This window comes from Streptomyces sp. NPDC034043, assembly GCF_055575675.1.
Window position 1 is genome coordinate 142,862 of the sequence record NZ_JBVISF010000005.1, and the last position, 22,489, is coordinate 165,350.

General features: G+C 74.2%; 19 protein-coding genes and 3 tRNA genes. 15 read left to right on the top strand and 7 right to left on the bottom strand.

What is annotated here, in order from left to right:
• Positions 1-641: 641 nt before the first annotated feature.
• From ACZ51S_RS14460 to ACZ51S_RS14475, 4 genes are all read left to right on the top strand, one after another.
• Entirely contained in the window at positions 642-1,424 is a 783-nt protein-coding gene (locus ACZ51S_RS14460) for a hypothetical protein (RefSeq protein WP_468802071.1), read from the top strand.
• Between the two features lie 308 nt (positions 1,425-1,732).
• Positions 1,733-2,512 carry an HAD-IIA family hydrolase gene (locus tag ACZ51S_RS14465; protein ID WP_388946319.1) on the top strand — a complete coding sequence of 260 codons (780 nt, stop codon included), beginning with the start codon at positions 1,733-1,735 and terminating at the stop codon, positions 2,510-2,512.
• Positions 2,513-2,615: 103 nt separating this feature from the next.
• Positions 2,616-3,218: a hypothetical protein gene (locus ACZ51S_RS14470; RefSeq protein ID WP_468475026.1), complete on the top strand. Its 603-nt coding sequence runs from the start codon at positions 2,616-2,618 to the stop codon at positions 3,216-3,218.
• Entirely contained in the window at positions 3,215-3,880 is a 666-nt protein-coding gene (locus ACZ51S_RS14475) for a class F sortase (RefSeq protein WP_468475025.1), read from the top strand. Before ACZ51S_RS14470 ends, ACZ51S_RS14475 begins: the two co-directional genes overlap by 4 nt.
• A gap of 109 nt (positions 3,881-3,989) precedes the next feature.
• Here the strand turns inward: ACZ51S_RS14475 and ACZ51S_RS14480 are convergent.
• Positions 3,990-4,063, bottom strand: a tRNA-Lys gene (locus tag ACZ51S_RS14480).
• A gap of 227 nt (positions 4,064-4,290) precedes the next feature.
• Between ACZ51S_RS14480 and ACZ51S_RS14485 the strand changes: the two genes are divergently transcribed.
• The 5 genes from ACZ51S_RS14485 to ACZ51S_RS14505 all read left to right on the top strand — a co-directional run bounded on the left by ACZ51S_RS14485 (position 4,291) and on the right by ACZ51S_RS14505 (position 10,966).
• On the top strand, positions 4,291-5,790 hold the full coding sequence (locus ACZ51S_RS14485) for a peptidoglycan-binding protein (RefSeq protein WP_468802137.1): 1,500 nt from the start codon (positions 4,291-4,293) through the stop codon (positions 5,788-5,790).
• Positions 5,791-5,801: 11 nt separating this feature from the next.
• Positions 5,802-8,036, top strand: coding sequence for an SPFH domain-containing protein (locus tag ACZ51S_RS14490; RefSeq protein ID WP_468960901.1), 2,235 nt, complete (start codon positions 5,802-5,804; stop codon positions 8,034-8,036).
• A gap of 381 nt (positions 8,037-8,417) precedes the next feature.
• Positions 8,418-9,083, top strand: coding sequence for a lytic polysaccharide monooxygenase auxiliary activity family 9 protein (locus tag ACZ51S_RS14495; protein WP_468802068.1), 666 nt, complete (start codon positions 8,418-8,420; stop codon positions 9,081-9,083).
• Positions 9,084-9,109: 26 nt separating this feature from the next.
• On the top strand, positions 9,110-10,816 hold the full coding sequence (locus tag ACZ51S_RS14500; protein ID WP_468802067.1) for an AMP-binding protein: 1,707 nt from the start codon (positions 9,110-9,112) through the stop codon (positions 10,814-10,816).
• A 76-nt stretch (positions 10,817-10,892) separates the two neighbouring features.
• Positions 10,893-10,966 (top strand) — tRNA-Lys (locus tag ACZ51S_RS14505).
• 128 nt (positions 10,967-11,094) lie between these two features.
• Here ACZ51S_RS14505 and ACZ51S_RS14510 read toward each other — a convergent pair.
• A complete protein-coding gene (locus ACZ51S_RS14510; protein ID WP_388946303.1) occupies positions 11,095-11,853 on the bottom strand; it encodes an IclR family transcriptional regulator in 759 nt (252 codons plus the stop codon).
• Positions 11,854-12,116: 263 nt separating this feature from the next.
• Here ACZ51S_RS14510 and ACZ51S_RS14515 point away from each other — a divergent pair, with 263 nt between their 5' ends.
• Together ACZ51S_RS14515 and ACZ51S_RS14520 are read left to right on the top strand one after the other, a co-directional pair.
• A complete protein-coding gene (locus ACZ51S_RS14515; RefSeq protein WP_468802136.1) occupies positions 12,117-13,412 on the top strand; it encodes an LLM class flavin-dependent oxidoreductase in 1,296 nt (431 codons plus the stop codon).
• Positions 13,413-13,677: 265 nt separating this feature from the next.
• On the top strand, positions 13,678-15,375 hold the full coding sequence (locus tag ACZ51S_RS14520) for a glycosyl hydrolase family 18 protein (protein ID WP_468960903.1): 1,698 nt from the start codon (positions 13,678-13,680) through the stop codon (positions 15,373-15,375).
• Positions 15,376-15,463: 88 nt separating this feature from the next.
• Here ACZ51S_RS14520 and ACZ51S_RS14525 read toward each other — a convergent pair whose 3' ends face one another.
• Positions 15,464-17,296, bottom strand: coding sequence for a putative bifunctional diguanylate cyclase/phosphodiesterase (locus ACZ51S_RS14525; protein WP_468960906.1), 1,833 nt, complete (start codon positions 17,294-17,296; stop codon positions 15,464-15,466).
• Between the two features lie 411 nt (positions 17,297-17,707).
• Here ACZ51S_RS14525 and ACZ51S_RS14530 point away from each other — a divergent pair, with 411 nt between their 5' ends.
• Positions 17,708-18,904, top strand: a complete 1,197-nt coding sequence (locus ACZ51S_RS14530; protein WP_468802066.1) for a M6 family metalloprotease domain-containing protein — start codon at positions 17,708-17,710, stop codon at positions 18,902-18,904.
• A gap of 73 nt (positions 18,905-18,977) precedes the next feature.
• Here the strand turns inward: ACZ51S_RS14530 and ACZ51S_RS14535 are convergent.
• The 4 genes from ACZ51S_RS14535 to ACZ51S_RS14550 all read right to left on the bottom strand — a co-directional run bounded on the left by ACZ51S_RS14535 (position 18,978) and on the right by ACZ51S_RS14550 (position 20,796).
• Positions 18,978-19,051, bottom strand: a tRNA-Lys gene (locus ACZ51S_RS14535).
• Complete coding sequence (locus ACZ51S_RS14540) at positions 19,042-19,635, bottom strand: bifunctional DNA primase/polymerase (RefSeq protein ID WP_468475018.1); 594 nt, start codon at positions 19,633-19,635, stop codon at positions 19,042-19,044. Before ACZ51S_RS14540 ends, ACZ51S_RS14535 begins: the two co-directional genes overlap by 10 nt.
• Positions 19,636-19,817: 182 nt before the next feature.
• Entirely contained in the window at positions 19,818-20,165 is a 348-nt protein-coding gene (locus ACZ51S_RS14545) for a hypothetical protein (protein WP_468475017.1), read from the bottom strand.
• 73 nt (positions 20,166-20,238) lie between these two features.
• A complete protein-coding gene (locus ACZ51S_RS14550) occupies positions 20,239-20,796 on the bottom strand; it encodes an NADPH-dependent FMN reductase (RefSeq protein WP_468475016.1) in 558 nt (185 codons plus the stop codon).
• Between the two features lie 133 nt (positions 20,797-20,929).
• On the opposite strand from ACZ51S_RS14550, the gene ACZ51S_RS14555 reads away from it, so the two are divergent.
• The 3 genes from ACZ51S_RS14555 to ACZ51S_RS14565 are packed head-to-tail and all read left to right on the top strand — an operon-like array spanning position 20,930 to position 22,488.
• Positions 20,930-21,424 (top strand): MarR family winged helix-turn-helix transcriptional regulator, encoded by a 495-nt coding sequence (locus ACZ51S_RS14555; RefSeq protein ID WP_468802065.1) that lies wholly within the window; start codon positions 20,930-20,932, stop codon positions 21,422-21,424.
• Positions 21,425-21,452: 28 nt separating this feature from the next.
• Positions 21,453-22,031, top strand: coding sequence for an SMI1/KNR4 family protein (locus tag ACZ51S_RS14560; protein ID WP_468802064.1), 579 nt, complete (start codon positions 21,453-21,455; stop codon positions 22,029-22,031).
• Between the two features lie 40 nt (positions 22,032-22,071).
• Positions 22,072-22,488, top strand: a complete 417-nt coding sequence (locus ACZ51S_RS14565) for a GNAT family N-acetyltransferase (RefSeq protein WP_468475013.1) — start codon at positions 22,072-22,074, stop codon at positions 22,486-22,488.
• Position 22,489: the final 1 nt, after the last annotated feature.

Sequence of the window (22,489 nt, forward strand, 5' to 3'; positions counted from 1 at the left end):
TGTGCCCGCACCCGGGCTGTGCCCGGATCCCCGGGCTGTGCCCGCACCCGGGCTGTGCCCGGGTTCCCGGGCTGTGCCCGCACCCGGGCTGTGCCCGGATCCCCGGGCTGTGCCCGCACCCGGGCTGTGCCCGGGTTCCCGGGCTGTGCCCGCACCCGGGCTGTGCCCGGGTTCCCGGGGGGTGCCCGGATCCCCGGGGGGTGCCCGAACTCGGGGGGTGCCCGAACTCTCGGGCTGTCCTCGGATTCCCGGGGGGCGCCCGGATGCCCGGGCTGTGCCCGGATCCCCGGGGGGGGTGCCCGCTCTCCCGGGGGGGGTGCCCGGACTCTCGGGCTGTGCCCGGATCCCCCGGGCCGGTGCCCCGGATCCCGGTGGCTCGGTCCCGGCCCGGGGACCGCCCCCGGGGGGGCACCGCCCCTGGGGGCACGCCCCCAGGGGCGGTGCCCCCCCGGCGGCACCGCCTTCCCCGCGCGCCCCCAGCCCCCCACCGTTTGACCCCGGCCGCCGTATGGGCGTAAACCGGGAGGGCTTGGGCGTGGGGTGGGATGTGGGTCGCGCGGGCGTGGCAGGGTGCGGGAGGGCCGGGGTGATTGTCGCCTCGTCCGATCATCGTTCCGTCCGGCGAGCAGCGAAGGTCTGCCATGAGACTGCGCAACGCCCTTGCCCTCACAGCCCTCCTCCTGGCCCTCAACTCCGCGACCGCCGCTGCCGACATCGGCAACGGCGGCGGTGCCCGCCCCGCCCCCGCGCTGCCCTCCCGCGCGCACGCCACCTGCGGCGACGGCAAGGCCACCGCGTTCCCCATCGGGGCGCGGATCCGGGGTGGGCCTGTGGTCTACCGGGCCGGTGCCGGGCCGCAGACCTGGCTGCTCGACCTGACCAACACCACCAGCGGCACCTGTACGGCCATCCACCCCGTGGTCGTCTTCACCGATGCCGCCCGGGCGCTGCGCCCCGCCCACCTCCGGATGGAGTTCGAGGCCCCCGGCGGCCCCTTCCCCGTCACCCTGGAGCGCTCCGACCGTGACGAGATCATCGCCGTGTTCGACGGCGGCCCCGGCAGCGGAAACGGCGGCGGGAACGGTGCGAACGGGGGGAACGGGGACAGCCGGTTCGCCGGGTTCTCCGTGCCGGCCGGCGGTTCCGCCACCGTCAAGGTGCGGCTGGCCTTCGCCGCCGATGCCCCCCTGGGCGAGGTCGTCGCCGACGCGGCGCTGGTCCAGCGCAAGGCCGGCGACGGGGAGTGGGTCGGGGAGGCGGGCGGGTACCGCTTCTCCGTGGAGGGGCCGCAGGACCCGGCCGAGGCGGGTTCGCTCGCGCACACCGGGCCCCGCGAGTGGGCCTACGGGTCCGCCGCCGTCGCCGCCGTCGCAGCCGGGGGCGGGCTGCTGCTCGGGGCCCGACGGCTCCGGGCCTCCGCCTAGCGGCTCGCCCCGCGCACGCCCCCCCCGCACCTCCCCCGCCCCTCCGCCTCCTCGGTGCGACCGACCGCGCCGACCCGCTCGCCGGCCCGTCACCGCCGTCGCCGCCGGCCCGCCCACGCGCAGGCGTCACGCCGCCGCACCGGGCGGCGTACCGCTGAACACCCCGACGGCGAGGCCGCCCCCGCCCCGCCCTGCTCCGCCCTGTCCGGGCCGTGGACGCCCTCCCCTTCCGCAGCCCCGCACCGCTAGGGTGGTTCAGACCAGAGGCCCCCCGAGGTCAGAGGCCCCGCAGAGCGGAGAGACGTCCCGTGGCAGAGCGCAAGCCGATCGAATCCTGGCTGACCGACATGGACGGAGTCCTCATCCACGAGGGCACCCCGATCCCTGGCGCGGATGCCTTCATCAAGCGGCTGCGCGAGTCCGGCAAGCCCTTCCTGGTGCTGACCAACAACTCCATCTACACCCCGCGCGACCTCCAGGCCCGGCTCAGCCGGATGGGTCTGGACGTGCCCGTCGAGAACATCTGGACGTCGGCGCTCGCCACCGCGAAGTTCCTCGACGACCAGCGCCCGGGCGGCACCGCGTACGTCATCGGCGAGGCCGGCCTGACCACGGCCCTGCACGACATCGGCTACATCCTGACCGACCACGAGCCCGATTACGTGGTCCTGGGCGAGACGCGCACCTACAGCTTCGAGGCCATGACCAAGGCCGTCCGGCTGATCAACGGCGGAGCCCGCTTCATCTGCACCAACCCCGACGAGACGGGTCCTTCCACCGAGGGTCCGCTTCCGGCCACGGGTGCGGTCGCCGCGCTGATCACCAAGGCGACCGGCAAGAAGCCGTACTTCGCCGGCAAGCCCAACCCGCTGATGATGCGCACGGGTCTCAACGCCATCGGCGCCCACTCCGAGTCGAGCGCCATGATCGGCGACCGTATGGACACCGACGTGCTGGCCGGGCTGGAGGCGGGCATGCAGACCTTCCTCGTGCTGACCGGTCTCACCACGGTCGAGGACACCGAGAAGTTCCCGTACCGGCCGACCAAGACGGTCGATTCCATCGCCGACCTCGTCGGCCTGGTGTAGTCGCGCAGGAACGCGTACGGCTGACACGTACGGGCCAAGAGAGCGCCGCTCCGGATGCGGAGCGGCGCGCCGCGCGTGAGGCTCCTTGTTGAGGAGGTTCACCATGCGCTGTTCTCTGATCGCTCTGCGTGTCGCAGGGGCCGCCGTCGCCCTGACGGCATTCACCGCCGTGACCGCCCCCGCAGCCCTCGCGAACGAGTGGGACCGCGGTGGCGTCTCGGCGGAACCGAACCCGGCCGCACCGGGAGCGCACGTCAAGATCCGCGTGCGGGGCTGTCACGGTGACTGGGGGGTGGCCCGTTCCCCCGTCTTCGTGTCGGACGTGCGCCTCTCCTCGCGCCACGGGGACGGCCGGACCCTCTGGGGCGAGGCCACCGTCCGCTCCCACGCCGATCCGGGCTGGCACGAGATCCGCGTCAAGTGCGAGGGCGCCGACGGCCTGCGCGGCTCCATCGACATCCGCCACCGCGACCACCACCGCCCCGACCCGCACCGTTCGCCGGTCTGGCCGGTCCACGCGGGGGGCGGCGGGATGTCCGCCGAGGTCGCCGGGGCGACCCGGCCGGCGACGGCCGCGGAGAAGGGCCACGACGGCGACGGCCCCGGGCTGCCCCACACCGTGATCGGCGCCGTTCTCGCCGCCGCGGCCACCCTGGCGGTCGCGGGCCGGGCCATCACCCTGCGACGCCGCCGCAACGGCGGATGAGCGGGCCCAAGGCCTCCGCGGGCGGCCGGCTGCTGACCTTCGCCGCCTGGACGGTGCTGGTCATGGGCCTGTGGCTGTGGGGCAAGGAGATCACCGGGGTGCCGCCCGTTCCGGCCGCCGACCAGGCCGGCGGGCAGCCGGGGCCGGCCCTCCCGGCCGCGCGGCCCCCGTTGCCGGGGGTGATGCCCGCGCGGGTCGACGTACCGGCTCTGGGCGTCCGGGCGCCGGTGATCGCCCGGGGCCTGGACGCGCAGGGGGCGATCGATCCGCCGCCGTACGAGCTCCCGGGCACGGTGGGCTGGTGGGGTGCGGGCCCGGCGCCCGGTGCGGTGGGGGCCGCGCTGATGGTGGGGCACGTGGACACGCGGTCCAAGCCGGCGGTCTTCTACGGCCTGAGCTCCCTCAAGCCGGGCCAGAAGATCCGCGTGGAGCGGGCGGACGCCACGGTCGCCGAGTTCACCGTGGAGGACGTACGCGTCTTCGAGCGCGCGGGCTTCGACCCCCACAAGGCGTACGGGCCCCGGGTCGGGGGCCGCGCCGAACTGCGGCTCGTCACCTGCGGCGGGAACTACGACAAGGCGGCCGGGCAGTACGCGGCGAACGTGGTGGTCTCGGCGTACCTCACGGGCGCGGGGGCGAAGCCGGCCACGGCGTCGGTCTAGCCCGTCCGGGTCAGCCGGGCCCCCGGCCCCCGAGGCCCTGCCCGGCCGGGCCCACGCAGAACGAAGAAGACCCCCGTGGCTTTCGCCACGGGGGTCTTCTTCTCGTCTGTGCGCCGCCAGGGACTCGAACCCCGGACCCGCTGATTAAGAGTCAGCTGCTCTAACCAACTGAGCTAGCGGCGCTTGCTGACAGGCAAAACTCTACCCCACCGGGAGAGACGCTCGTGACCAGCCGCGCCCGTTCTGTCCGATTAACCCATGTTTAAGAGGTTTGTCGTGCACGATATGTCTGGTCGAGCCGAATCTGATGCCCCGACAGATGCGTGCCCGGCCGACTAGTGGACGAGCAGGGGAGTGGACGGAACCGCATGACGATGCAGCCTCCGGTGCATGTGCAGATGCCGACGCCGATGACGTTGCCGGTCTTCGAGGAGTACGAGCCCGCCGGCGACTGCGTGTGCCTCGGGTGCGCGCAGCGGCGCCGCACCCTCGCGCGCGGGCGGGCCATAGCGCTGCGGGACGGCGGGCACCCGGCCGCGCGCGGGGCCCGCCGGGCGCTGGTACTGGCGACCGCGGCCGGTGTGGTGCTGGGCGGCGGCGGGTCGGCGGCACTGGCCGCCGCCAGGCCGGTGCCGGGCCCGGGCCCGGTTGCCCTGGACGACCGGGACGGTGCGGACGGTCCGGGCACCCCCCAGGGCGACCGGGCCCCGCTGCACGGACGCCCGACCCCCGGGCCGCGCCCCACGTCCCCGTCGGTGGGGCGGCCGGGCGCGCCGCCCGCCGCGCGCGCCATCGACCGGGCCACGATCATCAACCGCGCGAAGACCTGGCTGGACGCCCAGGTCCCCTACAGCATGACCTCGTACTGGTCGGACGGCTACCGGCAGGACTGCTCGGGGTACGTCTCCATGGCCTGGAACCTGGGGACGAACGAGTGGACCGGCAGCCTCGACTCCTTCGCCACGAAGATCACGAAGGAGCAGCTGCTGCCGGGGGACATGCTGCTCTTCCACAACCCGGCGGATCCCAGCAACGGGTCGCACGTCGTCCTCTTCGGCGGCTGGGTCGACGAGACGCGCACGCACTACGTCGCGTACGAGCAGACCCGCCCGGCGACGCGGAAGCAGGCCACGCCGTACGGGTACTGGAAGAACTCCGAGAAGTACCTGCCGTACCGGTACAACGGCGTGACCACCGGGGTCCTCCCGGACACCCCGGTACCGGACACCCCGGTACCGGACACCCCGGTACCGGACACCGCGGTGCCGGGCACGCAGGTGCCGGGCACGCAGGTACCGGACGCGCCGGTGCCGGGCTCCCCGGTGCCGGGCGCCCCGCCGGCGGGCACGGCCGCTTTCCCCGGCGCGGCCAAGTTCGGCCCGGGCGCGGACAACGAGTACGTTGCCGAGCTCGGCAAGATGCTGATCGGGCGCGGTGCCCTGCGCTTCTACCCCAAGGGGCCGAGCACGAAGTGGAGCGACGCCGACCGGCAGGCCACGCGGGCCTTCCAGGAGGCGCAGGGCTGGACGGGCGCCGACGCCGACGGCATCCCCGGCGAGCACACCTGGCGGCTGCTGGTCCAGCGCAAGGGCAAGGACATCCCGCCGACGGGACGGACGACGGGACCCGGTGCGGTGAAGCCGGCCGCGGCCCTGCCAGGTCCGACCGGGGTGCCCGCCTATCCGGGGCCGGGCGTCTTCCGCCCGGGGCAGTCCCATCCGGCCGTCCTCGCCCTCGCCCGCCGGCTGGCGGCGAAGGGCTTCGGCAAGTACTACACGTCCGGCCCGGGCCCGCGCTGGAGCGAGGCCGACCGCCGCAACGTCGAGGCCTTCCAGCGCGCCCAGGGCTGGCGCGGGGCCTCGGCCAACGGCTATCCGGGCCCGGAAACCTGGCGCCGGCTGTTCGCATGACGGAGGCAACGATGTACCCCACCCACACCACGTTCACCACGGGCACCTTCCGCATCCCCCCGCTGCCCGCAGCCCCCGCCGGCGCCACCGCCCACGCCTCGGGTCCCGCCGGCCCGCTGCCGTCCCGGGCACCGGCCGTGGACCCGGACCAGGCCGCCGGGACCCGCCCCGCCGAGCCGGTCGCCGTGTACCGCGGGTCATGGACACCGCAGCCCCCCACGGCGGGCCCCGCCCCCGTCCCGGGCCCCGCCCCGGCTGTCACCCCGGCGCCAAGCCCCGCCCCGACGCCCGCCGCGCACCCCACCCCCGCCCCGGCGTGGCCGTCCGCGCAGCCGGCGCCCGCCGCCGCGCACCCGGCCGGGCCGGGGCCCCAGGCGCCGCCCCCGGTGGGGGAGTCCGCCGCCCGCGACCCGCATCCGTGGGCGGCGGCTCCCGCTGCCCCCGCCCGGGCGGCCGTTCCGCAGCCGGGCGGCTACCGGGACCGCCCCGCCGGGCAGCCGGACCACGGGCCGACGGCACGGGCCGAGCGCCCCGACGGCCCCGCCCCCGAACGGGCCGTCCAGCCGTTCGGAGCCACCCGGTTCGCGTCGGGCGTCGCCGCGCTCCGCCCGGCCGGTCCGGAGCCCGTGACGGTGGTCCCGGCGGCGGAACCCACCTCCGCGACCGGGGGTACGGGATTCCCCGAGGCCGCCGCGACCTGCACTCCGGCCCCCCGCGCCGCGGAACCCGCCGCCGCGACGGCCCCCCGCGCCGCGGAACCCGCCGCCGCGACGGCCCCCCGCGCCGCCGAGCCGGACCCGCTTCCGGCCGGGCACGCGCACCCCGAACCGGCCCCGTTGGCCCTGGCGGCGTCCCCGGCCGCCGCACCCGAACCGGCTCCGGGGGCCTTCCCCGGCCCCGCCCAGGGCCGCGCCCCCGAACCGGAACCCGCCCGGCCAGGGCCCTCGCACCCCGCCGACGCCGACCCCGACGCGTTCCGCGCGGCCGCCGACGCCCCGGAGCCCGGCAGCGAGCCCGCCCGGCCGGGGCCGCCGCGGGGTGACGTACCCGCCGCCCGGAGCCAGGCCGGGGCGGACGTCGCCCCCGGCATCCCGCACCCCGCGCCCGAGCCCCCGCACGGCGTGCCCGGCCCCGGACCCGCGGAAATCGCCGCGCGGGCCGTCGCGCGCGGGATGCGCACCGAGGACCCCGCCCCGCGCGGCCGCCCGCACCCCTCGCGCGGCACCGCGGTCACGGAGGTCCCGCTGCACCTCCCGTTCCGCCCGCAGCCGCAGCCGCCCAGGTCCCCGGCCGCCGCTCCCGCCGCCCGCACCGCGCGGAAGCCCGCCGGCGGCCGTCGCGTCCCCCGGGGCGACGACCGGCTCCGCGAGCACCGGGGGCCCGTACTGCCCGGCTGGATCGCGGTGGCCGTCGGCGGCCTGGCCCTCCTCGGCTGCGCGGCGGTGCTGTGGCGGGCCGGGGTGGTCCCCGCCACCGTGGTCGCCGCCTTCGGCGCCCCTCCCCGCCCCTACCGGGGGCTGCGCGCCACGCACTGGCCCCCGCTCGCCTTCCTCGGCATCGTCACCCTCCTCGCACTCGGCGGCCTCGGCCGGGCCAAGGCGGGTCACGCCTGGGTGCTCACCCTCTTCGGGCGCTACCGGGGCACGGTCCGGCGTACCGGCCTGACCTGGATCAGCCCGCTCCTGCTGCGCCAGAGGGTCGACGTCCGGCTGCGGCACTGGCGCAGCGAGCCGATGCCCGCCGTGGACTCGGGCGGGCTCGCCCTCCAGGTCGTCGTGCAGGTCGTCTGGCAGGTCAAGGACACCGCCCGGGCCACCCTCGCCGTCGAGGACCACACCGACTACCTGGCCGAGCAGGTCGAGTCGGCGATGGCCCGGGTGCTGTCCCAGCTGCCCGCCGACGCCTTCCACGAGGACGCCCCGACCCTGCGCGACGCGGAGGCCGTCGGTGACGCGCTGACCCGGATGGTGGCGGCCGAAACCGAGGCGGTCGGGATCGAGGTGTTCTCGGCCCAGCCCACCCGGATCGAGTACGCCCCCGAGGTCGCGGAGGCGATGCGCCGGCGCCGGGTGGCCGCGATCGACGCCAAGCACCGGGACACGGTGCTGACGTCGGTGGTCGACGCAGTGGACGACACCGTCCACCGGCTGACCTCGCGCGGGATCGTGGAGCTCGACGACTACGAGCGCAAGGCCCTGGTGAAGGACCTCACCGTCGCCTTCTACACCGGGCGGTCCGACCAGTAACAGCCGTCACGGAGGTTCCGCGAGCGAACGGGTGGCCGGTAATGACCGGACCACCCGTTCTCTCATTGGTATAGACATGGCCAACTCCCGTCCATACCCTGGAACTTGGTCTAGACCTAGAGCGGCCGGCCGGCTCCCCCCGCCCGGCCCCAGCACCCCCATCAGCCTCACCCACCCCACCCGCCCCACCAGCTCAAACCAGCTCCACCAGCCCCGATCGGTCCCACCGAGCTCACCAACCCAACCCAACCCGGCCCCCACCACTCCGGTCGACCCCACCGACCGCCGGACCCCAGCTCCCCCGCCGGCCCGCCAGGGCCGATCCCATGCGCACACCCCTCACCGGATGCCGGATTTCCCCCCCCACGCCCAAGGAGCACCATGCGTTCCTTCCGCATGCCCTCATGGCCCGCACGCCCCATAGGCCCCGTGCACTCCTCCCACCCCTCCCGCCCCGCGCGGACGGCCGCCGCCGCCACGCTCGGTCTCGGCCTGCTCGCCGGAATCGCCCTGCTCGGCGCCCCCAGCGCCAGCGGCCACGGCTACACCGACACCCCCATCAGCCGCCAGAAGCTCTGCGCCAACAGGACGGTCTCCGACTGCGGCCCCATCCAGTGGGAGCCGCAGAGCGTCGAGGGGTACAAGGGATTCCCGGCGGCCGGTCCGGCCGACGGGAAGATATGCGCCGGCGGGCACGGCGAGTTCGCCCAGCTCGACGACCCGCGCGGCGGCAACTGGCCCGCGACCCGGGTGAACTCGGGCCAGCCCTTCGACTTCCGCTGGCAGTTCACCGCCAACCACTCCACCACCGACTTCCGGTACTACGTCACCCGGAACGGATGGGACCCGGCCAAGCCCCTCACCCGGGCCGCCCTCGACCCCCAGCCCTTCCTCGTCGTCCCGTACAACGGCGGCCGCCCGGACATGACGACCATCCACCGCGGCTCCATGCCGGCCGGCAAGACGGGGCGGCACATGATCCTGGCCGTCTGGACGGTCAACGACACCCCGATGGCCTTCTACGCCTGCTCCGACGTTCAGTTCTGACGTCACGTCAGCTAACCTCCGGCGGCATGCGGACCACGACAGCACCCGGCGCCGGCGAGACCGTCGCGGAACTCGTCGCGCGCCAGTGGGGCGACCACCGGCCCGGGCTGATGTACGGGGCCGGCGCGGCCGGCAGCGCCGGGCCCGCCGTCCTCAGCCGCCACCGGACCGCCCGGGAGGCCGCCGCCCGGGCGGCGCTCCTCGCCGACCTGCTGCCGCCGGGGGCTGAACCGCACGTGGGGGTGCTGCTCGACAACACCCCCGAGTTCCCCTTCTGGCTCGGCGCGGCGGCCCTCGCGGGAGCCGCCGTCGCCGGGATCAATCCCACCCGGCGCGGCCCCGAGCTGGCCCGGGACATCCTGCACACCGACTGCCGGATCCTCGTCACCGAGCCCGCCCACCTCCCGCTGCTGCGCGGCCTGGACCTGCCCGGCGTGCGACTGCTGGTCACGGGGACCGAGGAGTACGAGGCCCTGCTCGCCCCGTACGCCGCCGCGAAGCCCGGCGAGTCGACGGTGCGTGCCGGAGCGCCCGGCCCCGGGACCCGGCTGCTGCTCTACTTCACCTCCGGCTCCACCGGCGCCCCTAAGGCCGCCGTCTGCGGCCAGGGCCGTCTCGCCGCCGCGGGCGGAGCGCTGGCCCGGCGCTTCTCGGTCACCGCGGACGACGTCCACTACATCTGCATGCCGCTCTTCCACGGCAACGCCGTCATCGCCGACTGGCTGCCCGCCCTCGCCGCCGGCGCCCCGGTGGCGCTGCGCCGCCGCTTCTCGGCCTCCGCGTTCCTGGACGACGTACGGGCCTACGGGGCGACGTACTTCACCTACGTCGGCCGGGCCGTCCAGTACCTGCTGGCCACCGAGCCCCGCCCGGACGACCGGGAGCACCGGCTGCGTCTGGGTTTCGGCACCGAGGCGGGGGCGGTGGACGCGGCCCGCTTCGCCGACCGGTTCGGGGTCCGGCTGGTGGAGGGGTACGGGGCCACCGAGGGCGGCGCCTCGGTCCAGCGGGTCCCCGGCACCCCGGCGGGCGCGCTGGGCCTGGCGGCCCCGGGGGACGACCTGGCCGTGGTGGACCCGGAGACGGGCCGCGAGTGCCCGCCCGCGGTCCTGGACGGGCGGGGCCGGCTGGTCAACGGGGACGAGGCCATCGGCGAGCTCGTCAACCGGGGCGGCGGCCTCTTCGAGGGTTACTGGCGCAACCCCGGCGCCGAGGCGGCCCGCACCCGGCACGGCTGGTACTGGACCGGTGACCTGTTCTTCCGGGACCCCGAGGGGTTCCTCTACTTCGCGGGCCGCACCGACGACCGGCTGCGGGTCGACAGCGAGAACCTGGCCGCGGCGGTGATCGAGAACATCCTGGCCCGCTGGGAGGCGGCGGCCGGTGTCGCCGTGTACGCGGTCCCGGACGAGGTCGCGGGGGACCAGGTGATGGCCGCCCTGGCCCTGCGCGAGGGCGCGGCCTTCGATCCGGAGGCCTTCGGTGCCTTCCTGGCCGCGCAGCCGGACCTCGGTACGAAGATGGCCCCGCGCTACGTGCGCATCCTCGACGCGCTGCCCGTCACCGCCACGAACAAGATCCACCGGGTCGCCCTGCGCCGGGCCGGCTTCCTCGGCCCCGGCCCGGTCTGGCACCGGTCCGGCGGCGCGTACCGCCCGCTCGACGGGGAGGGGCTGGCCGCGCTGCTGGCGGCGTACGAGGCGCAGGGCCGCCGGGAGCTGCTGGACCGCTGAGGGGCTCGCCGTGCGGGCCTGCGGTTACTGGTTTGGAGCACCCCTGGGGACCAGGTAGTATTTTCTCTGTCAGCAGGCGCCGCTAGCTCAGTTGGTTAGAGCAGCTGACTCTTAATCAGCGGGTCCGGGGTTCGAGTCCCTGGCGGCGCACCTGATCTTCGGGCGGTTTCCGGTTCACCGGGAACCGCCCGAAGTGTTTTCCGGGTCGCCGCAGTGCTTTTTCCGGGGGCGCAGGGTGTCCGGGGCCGGGGCCGCGCTCGGCCTTCTTGCGGGGGTCCTCAGAGGGTGAGCGACAGCAGCAGCGGTGCGGCCTTGCGGTTCAGGGTGTCGGCCGCGGCGCGCAGCCGGTGGGCGTGTTCGACCGGCATGGACAGGGCCAGGCAGCCCACCGCGGCACCGGCCGTGATCGGGACCGCCGCGCAGACCGTGCCCACCGCGTACTCCTGGAGGTCCAGGACGGGGACGGTGGCGGGCTGGGAGTCCAGCTTCGAGAACAGGATCCGCTCGTTCACGATCGTCTTCGAGGTGAGCCGGGCGATCTTGTGGCGGGACAGGTGGTCGCGCCGCCCGTTCTGGTCGAGCTGGGTCAGCAGGCACTTGCCGACCGCGCTGGCGTGCGCCGCCGAGCGGAAGTCGACCCACTCGTGCACCTTGGGCGTGCGCGGGCTGTCCGCGAACTGGGTGATGCGGACCTCGCCGTCCACGTAGCGGCTGATGTAGACGGCCGCGCCGACCGAGTCCCGCAGCTTGTCGAGGGTGTCCTGGAGCTTTTCCTGGAGGGCCTGCTGCCGGCCGAGGCCGGAGCCGAGCAGGACGAGGGAGTCACCTATGGCGTAGGCGCCGTCGGAGACCTGGAGGACGTACCCCTCGCGGCGGAGCATGAGGAGCATCGGGGCGAGATGGACCGCGGGCAGGCCGGTCTCACGCGCGATCTGCACGTCGGTCACACCGCCGGTGTGCCGCGAGATCGTTTCGAGTACGCGCAGGGCGTACTGCACCGAGTGGAACGGCGCGGTCGGCTCGGGCTTCAGCGCCACGGTTTCCCCCTACCAGGTTGTTACCGCTTGCTCTACCACGATAGCCATCAAGGGGCCCACGTGGGGCGTGTGTTGAGGAGATTGATGGCTTAATCAAGTCGCCCGGCCTGGAACTACTCGTTTGGCATATGCCAGAGGCATGGGCATGCCCCGGTCTGCCGGGAATGCCCGGCGAGCACTTCCCGTTCGAGTTCTTCGTACGAACGCCGTACGAGGCGTACGGGGCGCCGCGGGCGCACGAGCGGGACGGGACGGGAGCGACGATGAGCGACACCGGGGACGCGGGCCGGGGCACGGGCGGGTCGGCGGAAGGCAGCCCTCCGCAGGCGGACCGGGCCACCGCCCAGGACCCGGCGGCGGCAGCGGCGCCCACGGCACCGGCGGCCACGGCTCCGGCCGCGGACCCGGGCCGGTACCGGGCCCAGGACCGCCCGCAGGACCCCGGCCGGGACCCGGCCGGCGACCCGGCCCAGGACCGTCCCCGCGACCCCGTCCGCGGGACCGCCCGGGGCGGGGCGCCGGTGCCGCTGTCGGTGCTCGACCTGGTCACCGTGGGCAGCGGGTCCACCGCCCACGAGTCCCTTCGCACCAGCGTGCGGATCGCCCGGCAGGCCGAGGCCCGGGGCTACCACCGCCACTGGGTCGCCGAGCACCACTCCATGCCCGGGGTCGCCAGCTCCTCCCCGGCCGTGATCCTGGCCCACCTCGCCGCGCACACCTCGCGGATCCGCCTCGGCTCGGGCGGGGTCATGCTGCCCAATCACGCTCCGCTCGCCGTGGCCGAGCAGTTCGGCACCCTGGAGGCCTTCGCCCCGGGGCGGATCGACCTCGGGCTCGGCCGGGCGCCGGGCACCGACCCCCGTACGGCGGCCGCGCTGCGGGGGCCCGGACGGCTGGACGAGGCGGCGGACGAGTTCCCCCGGCGGCTCGCGGAGCTGACCCGCTTCCTGGACGACGACTTCCCCGACGGGCACCCGTACGCCCGCGTGCACGCCGTGCCCGGCCCGGTGCAGGGGCCCGCCGGGCGTCCCCCGGTCTGGCTGCTGGGCTCCTCCGGCTTCAGCGCCCGGCTCGCGGGGGAGCTGGGCCTGCCCTTCGCGTACGCCCACCACTTCTCCGCGGCCGGCACCCTGCCCGCGCTGGAGCTGTACCGCGACAGCTTCCGCCCCTCGGCGGTGCTGGACGCCCCGTACGCCCTCATCGGCGTCTCGGCGCTGGCCGCCGACACCGCTGCCGAGGCGCGTGCGCAGGTGCTGACCGGAGCGCTGTCGATGCTCCGCCTGCGCGGCGGGCGGCCCGGGCTGGTCCCGACGCCCGAGGAGGCGGCCGCGTACGGCTTCTCGCCGCTGGAGCGGGAGTTCGTCGACGGCTGGCTCTCCAACGTCGTCCACGGCACCGCCGACGAGGTCCGGGCCGGGCTCGACGCGCTGGTGGCGCGGACGGGCGCGGACGAGCTGATGCTGACCGCCAACGCCCATGGCGGAGAGGCCCGGCTGCGCTCGTACGGACTCGTCGCAGATGCGTACGGGATGCCCGCCGAGCCCTCGACGCGGGCCTGAGCGGGGCTGGATCCGGGAGAACGGCATGTGGCTGGTTTGTTGCCGAAGGCTTGCCGGAGCATGACCTAAGGGAGCCTTAAACCGCTCGTCACCCGGGGTGGCGGGCGGTTCTTGCCGTGCGCTCAGGTCTCTGACGAGGGGATTTGACCGTTGAGTGGTCTAGTCCTTCTTTGGTCCAAACCATTGACTGGGGCGTCGGGTGATCGCTATCACTTCTCTCACCTACCGCTGATTTCCTCACCTCCCACCCCCACGGAGGCAGTTCATGCACATGCGTAAACCCCTCATCGCGGCCGCCGCCACGGCCGCGCTGGCGGCCGGTGCGCTGGCCGGCTTCGCGGGACTCGGCACCGCACAGGCCGCCGGCGCCTCCACCACCGCCACGGCCGGCGGTGTGCGGATCGCCTACTACGACCAGTGGAGCGTGTACGGCAACGCCTTCTACCCCAAGCACCTCGACACCCGGGGCATAGCGGGGAAGCTGGACGTCATCAACTACTCGTTCGGCAACATCCACCCCACAGAGCTCACCTGTTTCGAGGCGAACAAGGCGGCGGGCGACGACAACAACCCCAACGCCGGTGACGGCGCGGGCGACTCGTACGCCGACTACCAGAAGTCCTTCAGCGCGGCCGACAGCGTCAGCGGCGTCGCGGACAAGTGGGACCAGCCGATCGTGGGCGTCTTCAACCAGTTCAAGCAGCTGAAGGCCAAGTACCCCCACCTGAAGATCAACATCTCGCTCGGCGGCTGGACGTACTCGAAGTACTTCAGCGACGCGGCGAAGACCGACGCCTCCCGCAAGAAGCTGGTCTCCTCCTGCATCGACCAGTACATCAAGGGCAACCTGCCCAAGGCCGACGGCTTCGGCGGCCCCGGCACCGCGGCCGGGATCTTCGACGGCATCGACATCGACTGGGAGTACCCCGGTTCGCCCGACGGCCACCTCGGCAACCACTACGCCCCCGAGGACAAGCAGAACTTCACCCTCCTGCTCAAGGAGTTCCGCGAGCAGCTCGACGCCTACGGCCAGGCCAACGGCGGCAAGAAGTTCATGCTGACGGCGGCCCTCCCGGCCGGCCAGGACAAGATCAAGCACATCGAGACGGACAAGATCGGCGCGTACCTCGACTACGCGAACATCATGACGTACGACATGCACGGCGCCTGGGACGGCGACGGGCCGACGTACCACCAGTCCCCGCTGTACTCCCCGGCCGGCGACCCGACCGACGTGATCGCCCCGGGCACCCAGAAGTACAGCATCGACAACGCCATCGACTCCTGGATCGACGGCAACCCGGCCTACGGCATCGCCGGCGGGTTCCCCGCCGGCAAGCTGACCCTGGGCTACGAGTTCTACTACCGCGGCTGGAAGGGCGTCCCCGCGGGGGCGGCGGGAGGCCTCGCGCAGCCCGCCACCGGCGCCTCCAGTGCCCGTCCCACCAGCCAGCAGGCCGGCATCGCCAACTACAAGGAGCTCGGCGGGATCGTCGACAACCCGGCGACCACCTACTGGGACGACCAGGCCAAGGCCTCGTACTTCTACAAGGACGGCGAGTTCTTCACCGGCCTGAACCAGAAGTCGATCCAGGCCCGCGTCGACTACGGCAAGCAGCGCGGCCTGGCCGGCGCGATGATGTACTCCCTGCTCGGCCTGGACAACAACACCACGCTGCTGAACCAGATCTCGGACGCCCTCGGCGCTGCCACCCAGCCGCCGACCACCCCGCCGACCACGCCCCCCACCACCCCGCCGACCACGCCGCCGACGACCCCGCCGACGACGCCCCCGGCCACCGGCTGCGGCAGCGTCCCGGCCTACGTCGCGGGCACCGTCTACACCGCCGGCAACGAGGTCTCGCACAACGGCCGCAAGTACCGGGCCCAGTGGTGGACGCAGAACGAGGCGCCCGGCACCACCGGTGAATGGGGTGTCTGGAAGGACCTCGGCGCCTGCTGATCTCCCCCCACCCCGCGCCGAGCGCCGGCCCGCCCCGCCCCCCTTCCCGGGGGCGGGGCGGTTCCGGTTCCGGGAAGGGGGGCGTGCCTCAGGCCTGCGGCGTCCCCGAGGCGAACCGGGCCCCCGGCGGCGGCGCGATCATCTCGGCGATCCGCTCCGGCGCGACCGCGCGGGAGTACAGCCAGCCCTGCCCGGTGTCGCAGCCGACGCGGCGCAGCCTGGCCGCCTGGCCGGCGGTCTCCACGCACTCGGCGGTGACCGTCAGCCCCAGCCGGTGCGCGAGCTGGACGAGGGCCTCCACGATGGTCTCGTCGGCCGGGTTCGGGTGGGTGCCCTCCTCGTAGCGGAAGCCGCGGACGAAGGAGCCGTCCAGCTTCAGCACGGACACCGGGAGCCGGCTCAGGTAGGCGAGGTTCGAGTAGCCGGTCCCGAAGTCGTCGATGGCGATCCGCACGCCCATGTCGCTGAGTGCCTGGAGCGCCTGGAGGGGGCGGCCCGCCGACCCCATCACCGCGGACTCCGTCAGCTCCAGCTGGAGCAGCTGGGGGGCCAGGCCGGTCTCGGCGAGGATCTCCGCGACGTCCCCCACCAGGTCCGAGTCCCAGACCTGGCGCACCGCCACGTTCACCGAAACGAACACCGGCGAGTCGCTGGGCTGTTCGATCTGCCAGCGCCGCGCCTGGCGGCACGCCGTGCGCAGCACCCACCGGCCCAGCTGCACGATCGAGCCGTCCTCCTCTGCGATCCCGATGAACCGATTCGGCGTCAGCATCCCGAACTGCGGGTGCCGCCAGCGGACCAGGGCCTCCACCCCGCGCACCACCCCGCTCTCCAGGTCGACCAGCGGCTGGTACTCCAGCTCGAACTCCCCGCGCTCCACGGCCGGGCGCAGGCTGGAGGAGAGCGCCTGCCGGGTCATCCGGTGCGCGTTGCGCTCGGGGTCGAAGAGGGTCCAGCGGGCCTTGCCGTCCGCCTTCGCCCAGTACAGGGTCGTGTCCGCCGCCTGCATCAGCCCCGTCGCCGAGGTGCCGGCCGCGTCCCGCTCGACCACGCCGATCGACGCGGACACCGACAGCCGCTGCCCGGCCAGGTCGAAGGGCTCCTGTACGGCGGCCAGTACGCTGCGCGCCAGGTCGGCGAGCTGCTCGGTGCCGGTGGAGTCCTCCACCAGCAGGGCGAACTCGTCACCGCCGAGCCGGGCGACCAGGTGCCCGCCCGAGCGGCCGTAACCGGACTGGTCGGCGCACTGGCTGAGCCGGGCCGCCACGGCGGTCAGCAGCCGGTCGCCGACCCGGTGGCCCAGGGTGTCGTTGACCGCCTTGAAGCCGTCGAGGTCCAGGTAGCACAGGCCGATCCGGCCGGTGCCGCCCGTGCCGTAGGCGGAGGCCTCCAGGGCGGCCGAGAGGCGCTCGAAGAAGAGTGCCCGGTTGGGCAGCCGCGTCACCGGGTCGTGCATCTGGAGGTGCCGCAGCCGGGCCTGGAGGTCGCGCCGGTCGCTGATGTCGGCGACGGACAGCAGGACGTCCGGGGTGCCGGTCACCGGGCCCAGGGTGACCTCGGCCCACAGCGAGTGCCCGTCGGGGTGCTTGAGGCGGCGCGTGCACCGCAGCCGGGCCTGCCGGCCGCGCAGCACCTCCTGGTAGGCCTGCCAGGTACGGGCCTCCGCCGCCAGGTCCACGAGGTCGGCGGCGCACTGCCCGGCGAGGGCGCGCGGTTCGGCTCCCAGGAGGGAGGCCAGGGCCCGGTTGGCGGCGATCACCTCGCCGCCGCGGCCGATGACGGCCATGGCGAGGTGCGCCGCGTCGAAGGCGGCGCGGTAGTCGCGCGGTTCGGGCACGGCAGACACTGGTTGGTGACGCTCCGTAAGGGTCGGTCGGGTGCTCTCGGCCGCCGAACCGGTCTCCTCTGAGGTTCCGCTCACCGTTCGCTCCCGCTGTGTTCGTGAGTGTCCGCGCAGGAAAGTGTGCCGATCATAGAGGCTGCCGGGAGCCCCTATCCAGCGGCGTCGCCGTGCGGGGACGGGTCCGTCGCCATGCTGACGCCTTTCGGGGGGCCTCCTGACGGGGTGTCGGACAGGGGCCGGGTGACCGTTTACGCGCATCTGTGAGCATCGGGCGGCGCGAGTCGATCTGATGTGATCGATCGTGACGTTCTGTAGCGTCCGCCGTGAACTCCGGGGGTCACCGGCTTGCCGCAGCGGTCACTCATGTGGGGCACCGGAACAGGACATTAGTCAGACAATCACCCCAAGGTGGATGGGACGGGACGAATCCACCAGCGGGAGGTCGACGTGCGGCGAGAGCAGACACCCGGGGGAGTGGACCGCTCCCGCATGCGAAGTACGGCCGCGGCCCTCACCTCCATGACGGCGCTCGCCGCCATGTCGCTCGTCGCGGGTCCGGCCGTCGCCGACACCACCGCCGCGGGGCCCTGCGCGCTGACGCGGACGGCCGCCCACCACTCCCTCGGCGTGGACACCTGGAACGGCTCCTACCCCAAGCCGGAGCGCACGCTCCACGCGGTCATGGTCTTCCTCTCCTTCCCCGGCCACCGCACCGCCCTCACCCCCGCCGAGCTGACGGCCGACTACTTCCCGGCGACCAGCGAGTTCTTCGAGCGCGCCTCCTACGGCCGGTTCCGGCTGGCCCCGCACCCGCAGAAGCAGTGGATCCGGATGCCCCGGCCGGCGACCGCGTACGGGATACAGCGCGACTGGGCCCCCGGGGACCGGGCGGCCTACCTGCGGGACGCGGTCGCGGCCGCCGATCCGCGCGTGGACTTCAGCGCGTACGACGTCGTGTACTTCATCGCAGACCCGAGCGCCCCTGGCGTGGACTCCGACGCCACCAAGGTCGTCAACTTCGACCGCCCGATCGTGGCGGACGGCTCGGAGCTGCGGCGGATCGTCACCGTCTTCGAGCAGCACCCGCCGGACCGCAACGTGCTGGCGCACGAGACCGGGCACGTCTTCGACCTGCCCGACCTCTACCACCGGCCGGCGGACGGCAAGGGCGACTGGGACACGTACGTCGGCGACTGGGACGTCATGGGCAGCCAGTTCGGCATGGCCCCGGACCTGTTCGCCTGGCACAAGTGGAAGCTGGGCTGGCTGGACCCCGCCCAGGTGGACTGCGTACGGTCCGGCACCTCGCTGCACACCCTCCAGCCGCTGTCGGAGGCCCCGCCGCCGGGCGGCACGGGCGGCACCCGGCTCGCGGTGATCCGTACGGGCCCCGGCAGCGCGATCGCGATCGAGGCGCGCGGCTCCGCCGGGAACGACGGGGATACCTGTACGGAGGGGGTCCTGGTCTACCGGGTCCGCAACGAGGCCTCCTCGGGCGGCGGGCCGATCGAGGTGCTGGACGGGCACCCCCGCACGGAGGCCTGCTGGGACCGCTCGGTGTACCCGCCGCTGGCGGACGCGCCGCTGGAGGTCGGTGAGACCTTCACGGTGCCGGGGGAGCGCATCACCATCGAGGTGGCGGACCGGACCCAGTCGGGCGCCTACACCGTGAAGATCACGACCTGAGGGAGCCGTTCCCGCCGCCGCGCGCACACGAAGAAGGCCCCCGCTCCGAAGAGCGGGGGCCTTCTCCCGTCTGTGCGCCGCCAGGGACTCGAACCCCGGACCCGCTGATTAAGAGTCAGCTGCTCTAACCAACTGAGCTAGCGGCGCCTGCTGACGTCGTAGACATTAGCAGGCGTTTCGGCCGAACCAAAAATCGATACCGGACCCCGGGCCGCGTGCAGGAACGCCCAGAGCAGGGCGTCCGGACCGGGGAGCCAGGGCAGCCGGGCGTCCGGGGCCACCAGCCAGCGCGACGGGCCCGGGGCGGCGGACAGCGGGGGCACCGTGACGGCGTCCCCGTGGCCGTGGCATAGCGGGGCCGGGGCGGCCGGACCCCACTCCTCCCACGCGAGCAGCGCCGGGAGTCGCTGGGCGGTGCCGGGGGAGGCGAAGAGCAGCATCCGCCCGCGGTGGACGGCGGCCGGCCCCGAGCCGGGGCCCCGCTCCCAGAGCAGGTCGAGCATCCGGCGGCCGAGCACGAGCGGAACGTTGACGACGTCGAACGCGGTCCCGCAGGGCAGCACGGCGGGCGCGGTGGGCCGCGCCTCCCAGACGGCGAGCGTCTCGTGCGGGTACGCGGAAGCGGAGGCCAGCCAGGCGGCACCCTGTGCGGTGACCTGCGTGGCGGGCGCGGTGCGTGCGTCGGGGCCGTCGAGGGCGGGGCAGCCGGCGGCCGTCGTCAAGGTCGTCATATGCCAGGTGTACCCGCCGTAGCGCAGCGGTTCCGCGGAGTTACCGAAAACCGGGACAGGGCGGGCGGTCCTGGGGTATGTTGCGCCGCGCATATGCCGCGCGCCGCGGGGTCCCCGGGACCGGCCGCCCTGTTTCCGTGTGACCCGGCCGGACCGTGCCGAGGCCGTGCCCAGTCCCGTGCCTAGACGGTGCCGGGGGTGGTGCCGCGCTGGAGGTCCTCGCCGAACTCGATCATCTTGCGGGCGTAGTCCTCGGTCCACTCCGCGATCGCCGCGATGGCCTCCGGCGGGAGCCGGTCGAAGCGCCGGGGGTCCGCCAGCTGGGCCGCCGCCAGGGCCTGGAACTCGACGGCCCGGTCCTGCGCGGCCCGGAAGGCCAGCGTCAGCTCGGTGGCCCGGGTCAGCAGCTCGCGCGGGTCCTCGATCGACTCCAGGTCGAAGAAGTGCTCCGGGTCCGTGACGGCCTCCGAGGGCTCGAAGAGCAGCGGTGCCGGCCGTTGCCTCCGCTCGGTCCGCTCGGGCTCTGCCATGCGTGTCCTCCTGCTGCGCTGCGAACTCCTGGGCCACCCTCCATTGTCCAGCGTCGCGCAAGGGCGCCGTGCGTCAGGCGGCGGCGGGCTCCTTCGCCAGCGCCGCGATGTCGTCCAGCACGCCCGCGACCTCGCCGGCCAGGCCCTCCGGCGCCCCGAAGCCCTCGGCCCCGATCAGCGCGTTGATGCCGGCGACGGCCACGGAGCGCTCGGCGGGCCGCATGCCGAGCTGGGTGAGCACCGGCAGCAGCATCCGGGCGGCCGGGGCGCCGCCGGAGCCGCCCGCGCTGTAGCTGACCAGGCCGACCGGCTTGCCCTGCCACTCGCGGTAGAGGAAGTCCACGGCGTTCTTGAACGGGGCGGTGAACCCGCCGTTGTACATCGGCAGGACGAACACGAACGCGTCGGCGGAGTCGACGAGCGCGCTCCACTCCCGCGTGTGCCGGTGGGCGTAGTTGCCGCTGGAGGCGTACTCCGGCTCGTCCAGGAAGGGCAGGGCGAGCTCCGCGAGGTCCACCGGGACGACCTCGAAGGCGCCGTGCTCGCGGGCCTGGCGGGCGACCCACTCGGCGAGCGGCCGTCCGGAGGAGGTGGGGCGGGTGGCGGCGGAAAGGACGAGGAGGCGGGTCATGGCTGAACTCCCTTGGTCTGGAGGGGCGGTGCTGATCGCAGTCTGGTTGTTGATGTGTCACCCAGGAAAGCCGCCGATGCGTGATATGTCAACTAGGTAGTTGATGTGTCACCAGACTCGTTAGGCTGTGCCCATGACCGACACGCCCGAGCCGGCCCACCCCCGCTGGCTCACCGAGTCCGAACAGCACGCCTGGTACGCGTGGCGCCGGATGTTCCCCCTGGTCGACGCCCAGATCGCGCGTGACCTCAACCTGGACAGCGCCCTGTCCGAAGCCGACTACGACGTCCTCTCGGTGCTCGGCTCCACGGAGGGCCACCGCATGCGGATCAGCTCCCTCGCGGTGCTGATGCAGTGGTCGCGCAGCCGCCTCTCCCACCAGATCAGCCGGATGCAGCGGCGCGGCCTCGTCCGCCGCGAGGAGGTGGCCACCGACGGCCGGGGCGCCGAGGTGGTGCTCACCGCCGAAGGGCTGGACACCATCAACGCGGCGGCCCCGCTGCACGTCGAGTCCGTACGGCGGCACCTGATCGACGTCCTCACCCCGGAACAGCTGCACGCCCTCGCCGACGCCGGCGAAACCCTCCGCCGCCACTTCGGCATCGCCCGCAAGGACCACGACCAGTAGCTCCGGCGGCCGACCGTAGGATCGCCGCATGCACCGCCCCGCCCCCGCGCGACCGCCGTTGACCGATGACGAGGTGGGCGACGCCGAGCGCGAGCTCGGGGTCCGCTTCCCGGACGAGTACCGCGCCCACCTGCGCGACCCGGCGGCCGCCGGGTCCGGGTTCGCCGTGGAGCGCACCGAGAGCGGCTGGCGGTGGCCCGGGGACGACTGGCTGCGCCCCGACCTGCTGCCCACGCCCTTCCCGCACCCCGACTCCTACGCGGAGGCCGACATCGCGCTGTGCGCGCGCGAACCGGAGTGGGCGGACCACCCCGATCCCGCCTCGTTCACCGAGGCCTGGGACGCCTGGGACGCCGAATGCGAGGAGTTCGAGGCCCGCCGGACGGCCGGCGCGCTACGCCTCCAGGAGCACGGCTGCGGCTTCTCCACCCTGCTGGCGGTGTCCGGGCCGCTGGCCGGCACGGTGTGGTGGGACGGGCGCGCCAGCTGCGGCCTCATCGTTCCGCTCTCCCTCGACCACGCGGCCGGCGCCCGGCCGGCGACCTTCGGCGAATGGCTCGGCCGCGACTCCTGGGACCTGCTGCCGCCGGACTGGCGCGCCGGATAACCGGTGGTCCGGCGAGCGCCGGCGGTGCTTGGATGGCCCGATGGACGGCTACGAGATCTCCACCGACCCGGACCGGCTCGACAACGCGCTGGTCCACCGCTGGTTGTCGCAGGACGCCTACTGGGCCCTCGGCCGCAGCCGCGAGGCCCACGACCGGGCCGTCGGGTCATCCCTGAACTTCGGCGTGTACGACAGCGTTTCGGGCGCCCAGCTCGGCTACGCGCGGATCGTCACCGACCGGGCCACGTTCGCCTGGCTCTGCGACGTGTACGTGGACCCCGGCGCGCGCGGCAAGGGCCTCGGCGGCGCCCTCGTCGAAGCCGTCAAGGCCCACCTGGCCCCGTACGGCCTGCGCCGGATCATGCTGGCCACCGCCGACGCGCACGAGGTCTACGCCCGCGCGGGCTTCGAGCCGCTGGCCACCCCGGAGAAGTGGATGGCGTTCGGGGAGCAGTAGC